Origin of the sequence: Nocardioides jishulii (assembly GCF_006007965.1) — a bacterium.
GTDB classification, from domain to species: domain Bacteria; phylum Actinomycetota; class Actinomycetes; order Propionibacteriales; family Nocardioidaceae; genus Nocardioides; species Nocardioides jishulii.
This window is the reverse complement of record NZ_CP040748.1, coordinates 3,186,191-3,199,837: the sequence shown is the minus strand read 5'-3', so window position 1 is coordinate 3,199,837 and position 13,647 is coordinate 3,186,191. Positions and strand designations below refer to the sequence as shown.

At 71.4% G+C, this 13,647-nt stretch carries 14 protein-coding genes; 13 read left to right on the top strand and 1 reads right to left on the bottom strand.

Annotated elements, in window-relative coordinates; all coding sequences use genetic code 11:
* Window positions 1-7 precede the first annotated feature (7 nt).
* The 3 genes from FCL41_RS15255 to FCL41_RS15245 are packed head-to-tail and all read left to right on the top strand — an operon-like array spanning window position 8 to window position 3,528.
* Window positions 8-2,047 carry an acyl-CoA dehydrogenase family protein gene (locus FCL41_RS15255; protein WP_137064832.1) on the top strand — a complete coding sequence of 680 codons (2,040 nt, stop codon included), beginning with the start codon at window positions 8-10 and terminating at the stop codon, window positions 2,045-2,047.
* 45 nt (window positions 2,048-2,092) lie between these two features.
* Window positions 2,093-2,977 (top strand): SDR family oxidoreductase, encoded by an 885-nt coding sequence (locus FCL41_RS15250; protein WP_137064833.1) that lies wholly within the window; start codon window positions 2,093-2,095, stop codon window positions 2,975-2,977.
* Complete coding sequence (locus FCL41_RS15245) at window positions 2,974-3,528, top strand: carboxymuconolactone decarboxylase family protein (RefSeq protein WP_137064834.1); 555 nt, start codon at window positions 2,974-2,976, stop codon at window positions 3,526-3,528. The genes FCL41_RS15250 and FCL41_RS15245 overlap by 4 nt, the downstream gene beginning before the upstream one ends.
* 62 nt (window positions 3,529-3,590) lie before the next feature.
* On the opposite strand, the gene FCL41_RS15240 is transcribed toward FCL41_RS15245, so the two are convergent.
* Window positions 3,591-4,088, bottom strand: coding sequence for an inorganic diphosphatase (locus FCL41_RS15240; protein ID WP_425325790.1), 498 nt, complete (start codon window positions 4,086-4,088; stop codon window positions 3,591-3,593).
* Window positions 4,089-4,337: 249 nt separating this feature from the next.
* On the opposite strand from FCL41_RS15240, the gene dacB reads away from it, so the two are divergent.
* The 10 genes from dacB to FCL41_RS15190 all read left to right on the top strand — a co-directional run bounded on the left by dacB (window position 4,338) and on the right by FCL41_RS15190 (window position 13,637).
* Window positions 4,338-5,720 carry a D-alanyl-D-alanine carboxypeptidase/D-alanyl-D-alanine endopeptidase gene (dacB, locus tag FCL41_RS15235; RefSeq protein ID WP_170970180.1) on the top strand — a complete coding sequence of 461 codons (1,383 nt, stop codon included), beginning with the start codon at window positions 4,338-4,340 and terminating at the stop codon, window positions 5,718-5,720.
* A gap of 45 nt (window positions 5,721-5,765) precedes the next feature.
* Window positions 5,766-6,839, top strand: coding sequence for a zinc-dependent metalloprotease (locus FCL41_RS15230; protein WP_239021670.1), 1,074 nt, complete (start codon window positions 5,766-5,768; stop codon window positions 6,837-6,839).
* A gap of 29 nt (window positions 6,840-6,868) precedes the next feature.
* Window positions 6,869-7,843: a tRNA lysidine(34) synthetase TilS gene (tilS, locus tag FCL41_RS15225; protein ID WP_137064836.1), complete on the top strand. Its 975-nt coding sequence runs from the start codon at window positions 6,869-6,871 to the stop codon at window positions 7,841-7,843.
* Between the two features lie 59 nt (window positions 7,844-7,902).
* Window positions 7,903-8,454 (top strand): hypoxanthine phosphoribosyltransferase, encoded by a 552-nt coding sequence (gene hpt, locus FCL41_RS15220; protein ID WP_137064837.1) that lies wholly within the window; start codon window positions 7,903-7,905, stop codon window positions 8,452-8,454.
* A 169-nt stretch (window positions 8,455-8,623) separates the two neighbouring features.
* Window positions 8,624-10,705, top strand: a complete 2,082-nt coding sequence (gene ftsH, locus FCL41_RS15215; protein ID WP_138868072.1) for an ATP-dependent zinc metalloprotease FtsH — start codon at window positions 8,624-8,626, stop codon at window positions 10,703-10,705.
* A complete protein-coding gene (gene folE, locus FCL41_RS15210; protein WP_170970181.1) occupies window positions 10,702-11,319 on the top strand; it encodes a GTP cyclohydrolase I FolE in 618 nt (205 codons plus the stop codon). The genes ftsH and folE overlap by 4 nt, the downstream gene beginning before the upstream one ends.
* Entirely contained in the window at window positions 11,316-12,188 is an 873-nt protein-coding gene (gene folP, locus FCL41_RS15205; RefSeq protein ID WP_476739137.1) for a dihydropteroate synthase, read from the top strand. Before folE ends, folP begins: the two co-directional genes overlap by 4 nt.
* Window positions 12,185-12,556 carry a dihydroneopterin aldolase gene (gene folB / locus FCL41_RS15200; RefSeq protein ID WP_137064838.1) on the top strand — a complete coding sequence of 124 codons (372 nt, stop codon included), beginning with the start codon at window positions 12,185-12,187 and terminating at the stop codon, window positions 12,554-12,556. The genes folP and folB overlap by 4 nt, the downstream gene beginning before the upstream one ends.
* On the top strand, window positions 12,553-13,122 hold the full coding sequence (gene folK, locus FCL41_RS15195; RefSeq protein WP_137064839.1) for a 2-amino-4-hydroxy-6-hydroxymethyldihydropteridine diphosphokinase: 570 nt from the start codon (window positions 12,553-12,555) through the stop codon (window positions 13,120-13,122). Before folB ends, folK begins: the two co-directional genes overlap by 4 nt.
* Window positions 13,119-13,637, top strand: coding sequence for a DUF3180 domain-containing protein (locus FCL41_RS15190; RefSeq protein WP_170970182.1), 519 nt, complete (start codon window positions 13,119-13,121; stop codon window positions 13,635-13,637). The genes folK and FCL41_RS15190 overlap by 4 nt, the downstream gene beginning before the upstream one ends.
* Window positions 13,638-13,647: the final 10 nt, after the last annotated feature.

Genomic DNA, 13,647 nt, shown 5'->3' with positions numbered 1-13,647 from the left:
CTCGCTCATGACGGCCGACACCGCTTCCTCCTCCTCACCTGCTGGCAGCACCGGCGACTCCGCTGATGCGCCCCGGGAGTCGATCCCCGACCCGCTCGCCGACGTCCACCCGCCGTCGGGCCGGCTGTCGATCGACGTCCCCTCGCTGACCCGCTTCCTCGACGGTCCCCACGCCGAGGTGCGCGAGGAGGTCCGCAAGCGGCTCGTCGACCATGCCGACCTGCTCGCCGAGGCTGACGACCTGGGCAAGGACGACTACCGCGACCGCGTGCGCGACGTCGTCGTCGAGCTGGCCGGCACGGGTGCCACGGCCATGGGCCTGCCGAAGGAGTACGGCGGTGGCGGCGACATCGGTGCCTCGATCGCCGCCTTCGAGACCCTCGCCTTCGGTGACCTCTCGGTGCTGACCAAGGTCGGTGTGCAGTTCGGGCTCTTCGGGGGAGCCATCCTCCAGCTCGGCACCAAGGCGCACCACGACCGGTGGATCGCCGACATCGCGTCGGGCCGCCTGCTCGGCTGCTTCGCGATGACCGAGAGCGGCCACGGCTCCAACGTGGCCGACATCGAGACCACTGCGGTCTACGACCCGACCACCGAGGAGTTCGTCCTCACCACCCCGCACGACGCGGCACGCAAGGACTACATCGGCAACGCCGCTCGCCACGGTGAGCTGGCCGTCGTCTTCGCCCAGCTCGAGGTCGCCGGTGAGCAGCACGGCGTGCACGCGATCGTCGTCCCGATCCGGGTCGACGGGGAGCCTGCCCCGGGCGTGCGCATCGAGGACTGCGGCACCAAGCTCGGCCTCAACGGCGTCGACAACGGTCGCCTCTGGTTCGACGGCGTGCGCGTGCCACGCGCCAACATGCTCGACCGTTTCGCCTCGGTCAGCCCCGAGGGCATCTACTCGAGCGACATCGAGTCGCAGGGCCGCCGCTTCTTCACCATGCTCGGCACGCTCGTCCAGGGCCGGGTCAGCGTCGGCGGCGCCGGCATCAACGCCGCGAAGGTGGCGATGACGGTCGCGGTGAAGTATGCCGACCGTCGCCGCCAGTTCGAGGCCGGCGAGGAGGGCACCGAGCAGCTGCTCCTCGACTACGGCATGCACCAGCGCCGACTGCTGCCGCTGCTCGCCAGGACGTACGCCCTGCACTTCGCCCAGGAGGTCGTCGCCGCCGACCTGCACGAGGTCTTCTCCTCGCCTGACGCCGACGAGAAGTCGCGCAAGCTGCTGGAGTCGCGCGCCGCGGGCACGAAGGCCCTGGGCACGTGGCACGCGACGCGGGTGATCCAGGAGTGTCGCGAGGCGTGTGGTGGCGCGGGCTACCTGGCCGAGAACCGGTTCGCCGCGCTCAAGGCCGACACCGACGTCTTCACCACCTTCGAGGGTGACAACCACGTCCTGCTCCAGCTGGTCGCCAAGGGCCTGCTCACCGACTACTCGTCGGGCTTCGCCGACATGGACCAGTTCGGCATGGTCCGCTTCGTCGCCGGGATGGCGGTCGACACGGTGCTGGAGAAGACCAACGTCCACAAGCTGCTCGAGCGCATCAAGGACGCCCTTCCCGGTGGCAGCGAGGACGACTGGGACTCCGAGGCCGGCCTGCTCGACCCCGACTACCAGCTCGCCATGCTGCGCTTCCGCGAGGAGCACATGATCGGCGGGGTCGCGCGGCGCATCAAGGGCCAGGTCGACCGCGGCGGCAACGGTGGCGACGTCTTCTCGTCGGTGCAGGACCACGTCATCGCCACCGCCCGCGCCCACGTCGAGCGTCTGGTGCTGGAGGCCTTCGTCGACAAGCTGGAGACGATGGAGGAGGGGGACGAGAAGGTCGCCCTCCACCTGCTCTGCGACCTGCACGCGCTCTCCACGATCGAGGCCGACCGCGCCTGGTTCATGGAGCACGGACGACTCACGGTCCAGCGCTCCAAGGCAATCACTGCCGAGGTCAACGTGCTGTGCCGCAAGGTTCGCCCGATCGCGGGCGACCTGGTCGACGCGTTCGCCGTGCCGCGCGAGCTGCTGCGCGCCGAGTCGCTGATCGGCTGAGCGCCAGGGGGAGTCAGGCGGCGTGATCTCTGCCACACTGCCGTGATGGCACGACGACCACGCCGCCTGCGCGACCTGTCCGGGCTCAACGTCTTCCTCACCGGCGCCGCCAGCGGGATCGGCCGCGCCACCGCCGAGATGGCCGGCGCGCAGGGAGCCGTGCTGCACCTGACCGACCTGGACGGCTCCCGGCTCGACGAGGTCGTGACGGGCATCCGGCAGCGGGGCGGCACCGTGGCGTACGCCGCCCCGGCCGACGTCTCGGACCTCGCAGCGGTGCGCCGGGTCGCCGCGGAGGTCACCGCGACCTCGGGGCCCATGGACGTGGTCATGAACATCGCTGGCATCTCCACCTGGGGCACCGTGCAGAGCCTGGAGCACCACCACTGGCAACGGCTGGTCGACGTCAACCTGATGGGTCCTGTCCACGTCATCGAGACGCTGGTGCCGCCGATGGTGGAAGCGGGACGCGGTGGTCACCTGGTCAACGTGTCGTCGGCCGCGGGGATCATCGGGATGCCGTGGCACGCGGCCTACAGCGCCAGCAAGTTCGGGCTGCGCGGCGTCTCCGAGGTGCTGCGCTTCGACCTGGCCCGCCACGGGATCGGCGTCAGCCTCGTCTGCCCGGGCGGGGTGGCCACGCCGCTGACCGAGACCGTCACCATCGCGGGCATCGACAAGGCGACCCCTCGGTTCGAGCGGTTGCACGCACGCTTCCGGGCCCGGGCGGTCACGCCGACGCAGGCGGCCGAGTCGATCCTGGCCGGGGTGCGACGCAACCGGTACTGGGTCTACACCTCGCCCGACATCCGCGTCATCCACTGGCTGCAGCGCCACCTGCCGGCCGTCTACGTGCTCGCCATGAGGGCGATGAGCGCGGGGGCCAACCGCGCGCTGCCCGAGGTCGGTCTTGCCAGGCGGGCGGAGTGAGGGCCACGCAGCGTACGCCGCGCATCGCCCCCGGCGGCTGGCGCGAGGTCGGACCCGTGGTCGCGGGGCTCTCCCGGGTCGCAGGCCGGGTGACCGGGACCGAGCCCCCCGCGATCTTCCTGACGCTGGGTCGCCACCGAGGACTCTTCTGGGGATGGCTGCACTTCGCCGGGCGACTGATGCCGGGCGGTCGGCTGCCGCGGCGCGAGACCGAGCTGGTGATCCTGCGGGTGGCGACGCTGACGGGGTCGGACTACGAGTTCACCCACCATGCGCGCCTCGGTGCGCGCGCGGGCATCGGGCCGGTCGAGCTGGAGCGGGTGGTGGCTGGTCCGAGCGCCGAAGGCTGGAGCCGGCGCGAGCGCCTGCTCCTGGAGGTCACCGACGAGCTGCACCGTGACCACGACCTCAGCGACGCCACCTGGTCACGCTTGCGCCAGCAGCTCGACGAGCGCACCTGCATCGAGCTGCTCCTGCTGGTCGGGCACTACCAGATGCTCGCTCAGACGCTGGGCACGCTGCGGGTGCAGCCGGACCGCGACCGGGAATGAGGGCCGGAAATGGCGACTGCCCCGCACGCCGAGGCGTACGGGGCAGTCGGAGGACGCGTGGCTCAGTGGAAGCCGGGGGTGTTCTTCGCGCGCTCGAAGGAGGCGCGGACCTCGGCCTCGGCCTCGGCGCGGCCGACCCAGTCAGCACCCTCGACGGACTTGCCGGGCTCGAGGTCCTTGTAGACCTCGAAGAAGTGCTGGATCTCCAGGCGGTCGAACTTGGAGACGTGGTTGATGTCGCGCAGGTGCTCCAGGCGCGGGTCCGAGGACGGCACGCAGAGGACCTTGTCGTCGCCGCCGGCCTCGTCGGTCATGCGGAACATGCCGATCGCGCGGCACTTGATCAGGCAGCCCGGGAAGGTGGGGGACTGGAGGATGACCATGGCGTCGAGCGGGTCGCCGTCCTGGCCCAGGGTGTTCTCGATGTAGCCGTAGTCGGTCGGGTAGGCCGTCGAGGTGAACAGCATCCGGTCGAGGCGCAGGCGCCCGGACTCGTGGTCGACCTCGTACTTGTTGCGCTCACCCTTGGGGATCTCGACCAGCACGTCGAACTCCAGCACCGCATTCACCTCGTCATCGTGTGTTGCCTGAAAGACTTGTCGGGGCCACGTGTCCGCGGTGATCCCCCTGGCACTCGGCAGCGTCGTGGGACGCCGCCGGCTTACTGCCGCCGGTCAGTGTCGCGCACAATGGGCCAGCACACACATTCGGGAGGACCATCAGTGGCGCGACGTGACGCAGAGCATCCTACGCGGGAGCGCGCCCCGCGCCGCGGCCCAGGTCGGGTTGCACTGGTCCTTCCCTTCCTGATGGTGGCCGCCCTGCTGGGCGGTGCGGTCGCCGCCGACGAGTACCGCTGGGGTCCCGCCCACCTGGGGTGGAAGGGCGGCGACCCCCTCGACGACCCCGCCGCCGTGGCCCTGCCGGGAGGCCTCGACCTGCCGCGGGTCGAGGAGGCCGAGCCGGTCGCCGAGCCCGCTGCCCCGACCCCCCTCGACGCCGCCGCCGTGCGACGAGCGCTCGCTCCCCGTCTCCGGGACCCGGACCTCGGGCCCCACGTCGTCGCGGCGGTCGCTGCCCTGGACGGGTCCGAGCCGGTGTTCGCGCGCGGCAAGGACCCGCTGCTCCCCGCCTCGACCACCAAGCTGCTCACGGCCGTCGCGGCGCTGCGTACGCTCGGCCCCGGCGCCACCTTCGACACCACCGTCGTCGAGGGAGGGGTCGGCGAGATCGTGCTCGTCGGGGGCGGCGACCCGCTCCTGGCGAGCAAGCCCGACCCCAAGGCCTGGCCGGCGCGCGCCGACGTGGAGACCCTCGCCGAGCGCACCGCCGAGGGCCTGCGCCAGCGCGGCCGGGCCCGCGTCCGGCTCTCCTACGACGACTCCCTCTTCACCGGCCCCGCCGTCAACCCGCACTGGGAGCCCTCGTACGTCCCCGACCAGGTCGTCGCCCCGATCAGCGCGCTGTGGGTGGACTCGGGCCACGACCCCAGCGGCTGGGGCCGGGTCGACGACCCCGCCCGCGCCGCCGCCGGGGTCTTCGCCCGCGCCCTGCGTCGCGAGGGGATCAAGGTCAACCGGGTCCGGGCGGGACGGGCGCAGCCACGCGCCGAGAAGATCGCCTCGGTCACCTCCGCGCCGGTCGACCAGATCGTGCAGCGCCTGCTCGACGTCTCCGACAACGAGACCACCGAGGTCATCCTGCGCCACGTGGGACGGGTCGCGCTCGGGGAGGCCAGCAGTGAGGCCGGCACCCGCGCCGTGGGCGAGGCGCTGAGCAGCCTCGCCGTCGACCTGACCGGGTGGAAGCAGTACGACGGCTCGGGCCTCTCGCGCGACAACCGCTTCGCCGTGCGCACGCTCGTCGACGTCATCCGGGCCGCCTCCTCGCCCGACAACCCCGACCTGCGGGCGGCGATCGAGGGCCTCCCGGTGGCCGGCTTCACGGGGTCGCTCACGTCGCGCTTCGACGACCAGGAGGGTGGTCTGGGCCGGGTGCGCGCCAAGACGGGCACCCTGACCGGCGTCCACGCCCTGGCCGGGATCGTGACCGGGGCCGACGGCACGCCGATGATCTTCGTCGTCGGCGCCGACCGGGTTGCTCCGGAGAAGAGCCTCGCCGCCCGTGCCGCCCTGGACGAGGCCGCCGCCGCGCTGGCCGACTGCTCCTGCGGGGCGGGCTCGACCAACTGAGGCGTGGACGCCTCGCCGCTGGGCGCGGTTGGCTAGTGTCGCGCCATGAGGCACACCGAGGGCGAGAGCCAGGGCGCACACGGCTCCGGCCAGATGATCGACTGGGAGTTCGCGGCCCGGGTGGGCACGCGAGCCGCTCCGGCGCCGCCGACGATCGACGCGACCCAGGCCGCCGAGGTCGTGGCCGAGCTGCGGGCGGGGGCGGCCCGTTCCACGACGCTGGTCCACGGTTTCACCGGCCTGAAGGCCCAGGACGACCGCGCCCCCGTGCTCGTCGTCGACCGCACCGGATGGATCACGGCCAACACCGAGTCGTTCGCGACGCTGATGGACCCGGTCGTCTCGAAGCTGACCGAGAAGCGCGGCGCGCCGAAGCAGGGCAGCCTCACCCACGCCGTCGGCTCGCGCGTCACCGGCGCCGAGGTCGGCGCCGTGCTCGGCTTCCTCTCCTCCAAGGTGCTCGGCCAGTTCGACCCCTTCCACGGTCCGGCAGGCCGGCTGCTGCTGGTCGCTCCCAACGTCGTCCACATCGAACGTGAGCTCCAGGTCGACCCGAGCGACTTCCGGCTCTGGGTCTGCCTCCACGAGGAGACCCACCGCGTGCAGTTCACGGCCGTGCCGTGGATGCGCGACCACCTGCGCAGCCTGATCGGCGAGGTCACCGGCACGGTCGACCCCCAGCTGGTCATCGGCGACGTGCTCAAGCGCGCCGCCGAGGTGGCCCGCGGCGAGGGCAGCGGGAGCCTGGTGGAGGTGCTCAGCAGCCCCGAGCAGCGCGAGCTCCTGGAGCGCGTCACCGCCGTCATGTCGTTGCTGGAGGGCCACGCCGACGTGGTGATGGACGGCGTCGGCCCTTCGGTCATCCCCTCGGTGGCCGAGATCCGCCGCAAGTTCACCCAGCGTCGCGGCGGCACCGGATCGCTCGACCGCCTGGTCCGTCGCCTCCTCGGCCTCGAGGCCAAGATGGCGCAGTACCGCGACGGTGCCGTCTTCGTCCGCCAGGTCGTCGAGACCGTCGGGATGGACGGCTTCAACGCCGTGTGGGAGGGGCCGGAGCACCTGCCCACCAAGGCGGAGATCCACGACCCGGCCGCCTGGGTCGCCCGCGTGCACGGATGACCCTGCGATGACCCTGCGATGACTCTGCGATGACTCTGCACCCTGCGGTCGCGGCGGTGCGCCTGGGCGTACGCCGGGTGCTGGCGGCACTGCCTCCCGAGGACGACCGCGTCGTCCTCGTCGCCTGCAGCGGGGGAGCGGACTCCCTGGCCCTGCTGTCGGCCTGCGTCTTCGAGGCGCGCAGCACCGGCGACCGGGTGGTCGGGGTGACCGTCGACCACGGCCTCCAGGAGGGGTCCCGCGACCAGGCCCGCCACACCGTCAGCCAGATGAGCGCCCTGGGTGCGGACGAGACCTACGCCGTCACCGTCACCGTCTCCGGGGAGGGGCAGGGCCCCGAGGCCGCTGCCCGTCAGGCCCGCTACGCCGTGCTCGACCAGGTGGCCGAGCGCGTCGGGGCCGCGGCGGTGCTGCTGGGCCACACGCTCGACGACCAGGCCGAGACCGTCCTGCTGGGACTGACCCGGGGCAGCGGGGGCCGTTCGGTCGCGGGGATGCGTCGCGAGTTCGACCGCTACCGCCGCCCGTTGCTCGACGTACGCCGGGCGCAGACCGAGGCGGCCTGCGTCGCCGAGGGCATCACGTTCTGGTCCGACCCGCACAACGCCGACCCCCGCTTCCTGCGCTCGCGGGTGCGCAGGGACGTCCTGCCGGTGCTGGAGCAGCAGCTGGGCCCGGGCGTCGCCGAGACGCTGGCGCGCACCGCCGACTCGTTGCGCGTCGACATGGAGGCGCTCGACGAGATCGCCGAGGAGTGGCTGGCCCGTCCCGACGCCCTCCTCGCCACGGGCCTGGGAGGCCTGCCCGCCGCCGTACGCCGTCGCGTGCTGCGCGCCGCGGCGGTGCGCGCGGGGGCGATCGACGCCGAGCTCTTCCACGCCCACGTGCTCGCGACCGAGGAGCTCGTCACCGCCTGGCGGGGCCAGAAGTGGATCGACCTGCCCGGTCACCTGCGTGCGCTGAGGCGTGACGGCGAGGTCGTGTTCGAGCCTGCCCCGAGGTGACGGCGGAAGCCCCTCCCGCGCTCGAAACCGCGCCGGAAGTGGCATGTATCGTCTCGCCCATGGAGTCCTCCCACGTTGAGAACGATCTGGTCAACATCCTCTTCACGGAGGAGCAGATCCAGCGCAGACTCGCAGAGATGGCCCTCCAGATCCACGAGGACTACGAGGGTCGGGACATCCTCATGGTCGGCGTGCTGCGCGGTGCCGTGATGGTGATGGCGGACCTGGCTCGTGCCCTGCCGCGTCACGTGGAGATGGACTGGATGGCCATCTCGTCCTACGGCTCCGGCACCAAGTCGTCGGGCGTCGTGCGGATCCTCAAGGACCTCGACACCGACATCTCGGGCCGCCACGTGCTGATCGTCGACGAGATCATCGACACCGGCCTCACCCTGTCGTGGCTGGTCAACAGCCTCGGCACCCGCGGCCCCGCCTCGATCGAGATCGCCACCCTCCTGCGCAAGCCCGAGGCGCTGTCGATGCCCGTCGAGCCGAAGTACGTCGGGTGGGACATCCCCAACGAGTTCGTCGTCGGCTACGGGCTCGACTACAAGGAGAAGTACCGCAACCTGCGCGACATCGGCACGCTCGCGCCGCACGTCTACTCCTGATCCTGACCACGGCAACCCGCGTTTCGCCCCGCCTGCGAGAATGACCGCTCGGCGGCGAGTGCTGGCTGCGTCGGCCCACGTGTGGGTGGCGGCGTGTAGCGTCGTCGGCGTCTGCTGGTCGGTCGATCCTGGAGTGGAAAGAAGCCTGTGAAGCGCATTTTCGAAGCCTGTGAAGCGCATTTTCAAGGGCCCGTGGTTGTGGGTCGTCCTGGCGGCGTTCGGTGTGCTGCTCGCCATCCAGTTCCTCGCGCCCAGTGACGGGTACGACGAGATCACCACCTCGCAGATGAACGAGTACATCGAGAAGGGTGAGGTCGACGAGATCACCTTCGTCGACGGCGACCAGGAGATCCAGGCGACGCTCGACAAGGGCGTGCGCAAGGACAACGACAAGGTCACGGCCTACTGGCTGACGGGCACGCAGGACGACATCGAGCGTGCGGTCCAGAAGCAGCTCGCCGAGGGCAACATCAAGGAGTACAACACCGAGGTGCCGCAGCCGAGCGTCCTCGGCTCGTTGCTGATCACCCTCCTGCCGTTCGCCCTGATCGTGCTCCTCTTCATCTTCCTGATGAACCAGGCCCAGGGCGGTGGCGGCCGCGGCGTCATGCAGTTCGCCAAGTCCAAGGCCAAGCTCATCACCAAGGACATGCCGAAGACCACCTTCGCCGACGTCGCCGGCGCGGAGGAGGCCCTCGAGGAGCTCAGCGAGATCAAGGAGTTCCTCGCCGAGCCCGCCAAGTTCCAGGCCGTCGGCGCCAAGATCCCCAAGGGCGTCCTGCTCTACGGCCCTCCCGGCACCGGCAAGACCCTGCTCGCGCGCGCCGTCGCCGGCGAGGCGGGCGTGCCCTTCTACTCGATCTCCGGCTCGGACTTCGTCGAGATGTTCGTCGGCGTGGGTGCCTCCCGCGTGCGCGACCTCTTCGAGCAGGCCAAGGAGAACGCGCCCGCGATCGTCTTCATCGACGAGATCGACGCCGTCGGTCGCCACCGCGGTGCCGGCATGGGCGGTGGACACGACGAGCGTGAGCAGACCCTCAACCAGCTCCTCGTCGAGATGGACGGCTTCGACGTGCGCGGCGGCGTCATCCTGATCGCCGCGACCAACCGACCCGACGTGCTCGACCCCGCCCTGCTGCGTCCGGGCCGCTTCGACCGCCAGATCCAGGTCGACGCACCCAACCTCGACGGCCGCTACAAGATCCTCAAGGTCCACTCGCGCGGCAAGCCGATCTCCGAGGACATCGACCTGCTGTCGGTCGCGCGGCGTACGCCCGGCTTCACCGGTGCCGACCTGGCCAACGTGCTCAACGAGGCGGCGCTGCTGACCGCCCGCAACGGCGAGAAGCTGATCACCAACGCGGCCCTCGACGAGGCCATCGACCGCGTCATCGCGGGCCCGCAGCGTCGTACCCGCCTGATGAGCGAGCACGAGAAGCTCGTCACCGCCTACCACGAGGGCGGCCACGCCCTGGTCGCCGCGGCCCTGCCCGGCACCGACCCGGTCCACAAGGTCACGATCCTCCCGCGCGGTCGCGCGCTCGGCTACACGATGGTCCTGCCCGACGAGGACAAGTACTCCCAGACCCGCAGCGAGATGCTCGACAAGCTCGCCTACATGCTGGGAGGCCGCGCGGCCGAGGAGCTGGTCTTCCACGACCCGACCACCGGCGCCGGCAACGACATCGAGAAGGCCACCAACGTGGCTCGCGCCATGGTGACCCAGTACGGGATGACCGAGACGCTCGGCGCGGTGAAGCTCGGCAGCAACAACTCCGAGCCGTTCCTGGGCCGCGACATGGGCCACAGCCGCGACTACTCCGAGGCCGTCGCCGCACAGGTCGACGCCGAGGTCCGCGGGCTGCTCGACAACGCCCACCACGAGGCGTTCGACATCCTCGACGACAACCGTGACGTCCTCGACGCCCTGGTGCTGGCGCTGATGGACAAGGAGACCCTCGACAAGGCCGAGGTCGCCGAGATCTTCGAGCCCCTGCGCCGCCGCCCCGCGCGCCCGGCGTGGACCGGTTCGGAGCGTCGCGTCCCCTCGCAGCTGCCGCCCGTGGAGGTCCCGCAGCACGTGCGTGACCGCGACGCCGCCCAGGCCGCGGCCGTCGCGCAGGAGCGCTCCGCCGGTGCCGTGATCACCCCGCCCGGTCCCGGTGGCGACGTCCACGGCGACCCGAGCGTCAACCCCGCGCCGCCCACCACCCCGCCCGGTCCGCCCACCACCCCGACGGAGCAGCAGTGACCGACCCCGTCGCCGTGACCGAGCGCGACCCGGCCGACGTCCCTGCCTTCGACCACCCCCGGGCCGAGGCCGCCGTGCGCGAGCTCCTCGCCGCGATGGGGGAGGACGTGGAGCGTGAAGGGCTGCGCGACACCCCGGCGCGTGTCGCCCGGGCGTACGAAGAGCTCACCGTCGGGCTGCACCAGCGCGCCGAGGACGTCCTGACGACGACCTTCGACCTGGGGCACGACGAGATGGTCCTGGTCCGCGACATCGAGCTGTGGTCGATGTGCGAGCACCACCTCGTCCCGTTCACCGGCGTGGCCCACGTGGGCTACATCCCGGCGACCAGCGGCAAGATCACGGGGCTGTCCAAGCTGGCTCGCCTGGTCGACGTCTACTCCAAGCGCCCCCAGGTGCAGGAGCGGCTCACCACGCAGATCGCCGACGCCATGACCGAGATCCTCGAGGCCCGCGGCGTCATCGTGGTGGTCGAGGCCGAGCACCTCTGCATGACCATGCGTGGCGTCCGCAAGGCCGGCGCCCGCACCATCACCTCTGCGGTCCGCGGCCAGATGCGTGACGTCGCGACGCGCTCGGAGGCGATGGCCCTGATCCGGTCCGGGACGCGGTGACCCAGCCCTTCGCCCTGCCCGAGCCGAGCCGACCGGGCCCGGTGGTGATGGGCATCGTCAACGTCACCCCCGACTCCTTCTCGGACGGAGGGCGTTGGGCCAGCACCGACCTCGCCGTCGAGCACGCCACGCGCCTGATCGCCGACGGCGCCGACCTCCTGGACGTGGGCGGGGAGTCGACCCGTCCGGGCGCGACCCGTCCCGTGCTGGCCGAGGAGCTCGACCGGGTCGTCCCGGTCATCAGCGAGCTCGCCTCGCGTGGCGTGGCCGTCTCCGTCGACACCATGCGGGCCGAGGTGGCGGCCGCATCGGTCGCTGCCGGCGCCGTGGTGGTCAACGACGTCTCCGGCGGGCTGGCCGATCCGGAGATCCTCGACGTCGTGGCACAGAGCGGTGCCGTCTACGTGGCGATGCACTGGCGTGCCCATGCCGAGCAGATGCAGCGCTTCACCCACTACGCCGACGGTGTCGTCGCCGGCGTGTGCCAGGAGCTGGGCGCCCGCGTCGACGCGGCGTTGGCCGCCGGCGTACGAGCGGAGCAGCTCGTCCTCGACCCCGGCCTCGGCTTCGCCAAGGACGGCGAGCAGAACTGGGAGCTCCTGGGTGGTCTCGAGGAGGTCGAGGCGCTCGGATTCCCGGTGCTCGTGGGAGCCTCCCGCAAGAGCTTCCTGGGGTCGCTGCTGGCGGGCCCTGACGGCCCCCGACCGATCCCGGAGCGCGAGCACGCCGGCGTGGCGCTGTCGCTGCTGCTGGCCCAGCGCGGGGTGTGGGGCGTGCGGGTCCACGACGTACGCGCGACGACCGACGCGCTGGCCGTGTGGCGCCGTCTGGCCGCCGCGCAGGGCCGGCGAGTGCAGGAGGACGCATGACCGACGAGCTGACCGTCACCGGCATCGAGTGCTTCGGCCACCACGGTGTCTTCGACTTCGAGCGCCGCGAGGGACAGGTCTTCGTCATCGACCTGACGCTGGGCATCGACACCCGTCCGGCGGCGGCCAGTGACGACCTCGCCGACACCGAGCACTACGGTCTTCTGGTCGACCGCGTCAAGGAAGCGGTCGAGAACGACCCCGTGGACCTCATCGAGACGCTCGCCCAGAGGATTGCCGACGTGGCCCTCACCGGTGAACGTGTTGAATGGGTCCGAGTGGTCGTGCACAAACCGGATGCGCCGATTGAAGCCACGTTCAAGGACGTGACCCTGAGCATCACGAGACACAAGAGGACACAGACGTGACTGAGACGCCGAATCCCCACATCATCGACGCCGACGCCCTGACCGGGGAGATGCATCCGATCCGCCGCGTCGTCGTCTCCATCGGGTCCAACCTCGGCGACAGGCTCGACGCCCTCCAGGGTGCGGTCAACGCGCTGGCCGACACCCCCGACGTGTGGCTCACCAGCGTCTCCTCCGTCTACGAGACCGAGCCGGTCGGCGCCCCCGAGGGGTCGAAGAACTACCTCAACGCCGTCGTGCTGCTGGACACCACGCTCCCGGCCCACCGCCTCATGGAGCGGGCCCTCACCGTCGAGGTCGCCTTCGACCGTGAGCGCACCGACGTCCGCAACGCCCCTCGTACGCTCGACATCGACCTGATCCAGGTCGGCGACCGTCGCGCCAACGACGACACCCTCGTGCTTCCCCACCCGCGTGCTGCCGAGCGCGGCTTCGTCCTCGTGCCGTGGCACGAGCTCGAGTCCGACGCCGTGCTCCTCGACCACGGCCCCGTCGCCGAGCTCCTGGAGAAGGTCGACACGACCGGGGTGGTCAAGCGCGAGGACATCGCCCTCGAACTCCCGTGAGCCGCGACCGCCACCCCCTCGATCCCCCTCCCGATGACGAGGAGGGGCAGCAGGACCTGTCGCCGAAGCACCTCTCGCCCCTGGGCCCCGGCCCCCTGACGGCCACCGCCGTCGTGGGCGCCATCCTCGGGTGGGCCACCCGCGACCTGGTGGACCTGCTCGACGACGCGGCACCGGTCTCCTGGCTCCAGGTGGCGGCCCTGGTCTTCCTGGCCGCCGTGCTGGCGGGGGTGGCGGTGCAGACGCGCCGTGCCGTCCGGAGCAGTGGGGCGACCCTCGACCCCCATCGGATGGTCAACCGGCTCGTGCTGGCCCGCGCCGCCACGCTCGTGGGGGCACTGCTGGCCGGAGGCTACGTCGGCTACGGCGTGACCTGGTTCGACTCCCACCCCGACCTGCTGCTCGGTCGTGTGGGGGTCGCCATGGCTGCTGCGGGGGGTGCCGCGGCCGTTCTCGTCGCAGGCAAGTTCCTCGAATGGGCGTGTCGCGTCCCGAAGTCTGACCCTCATCTCTAACCTGAGGGTC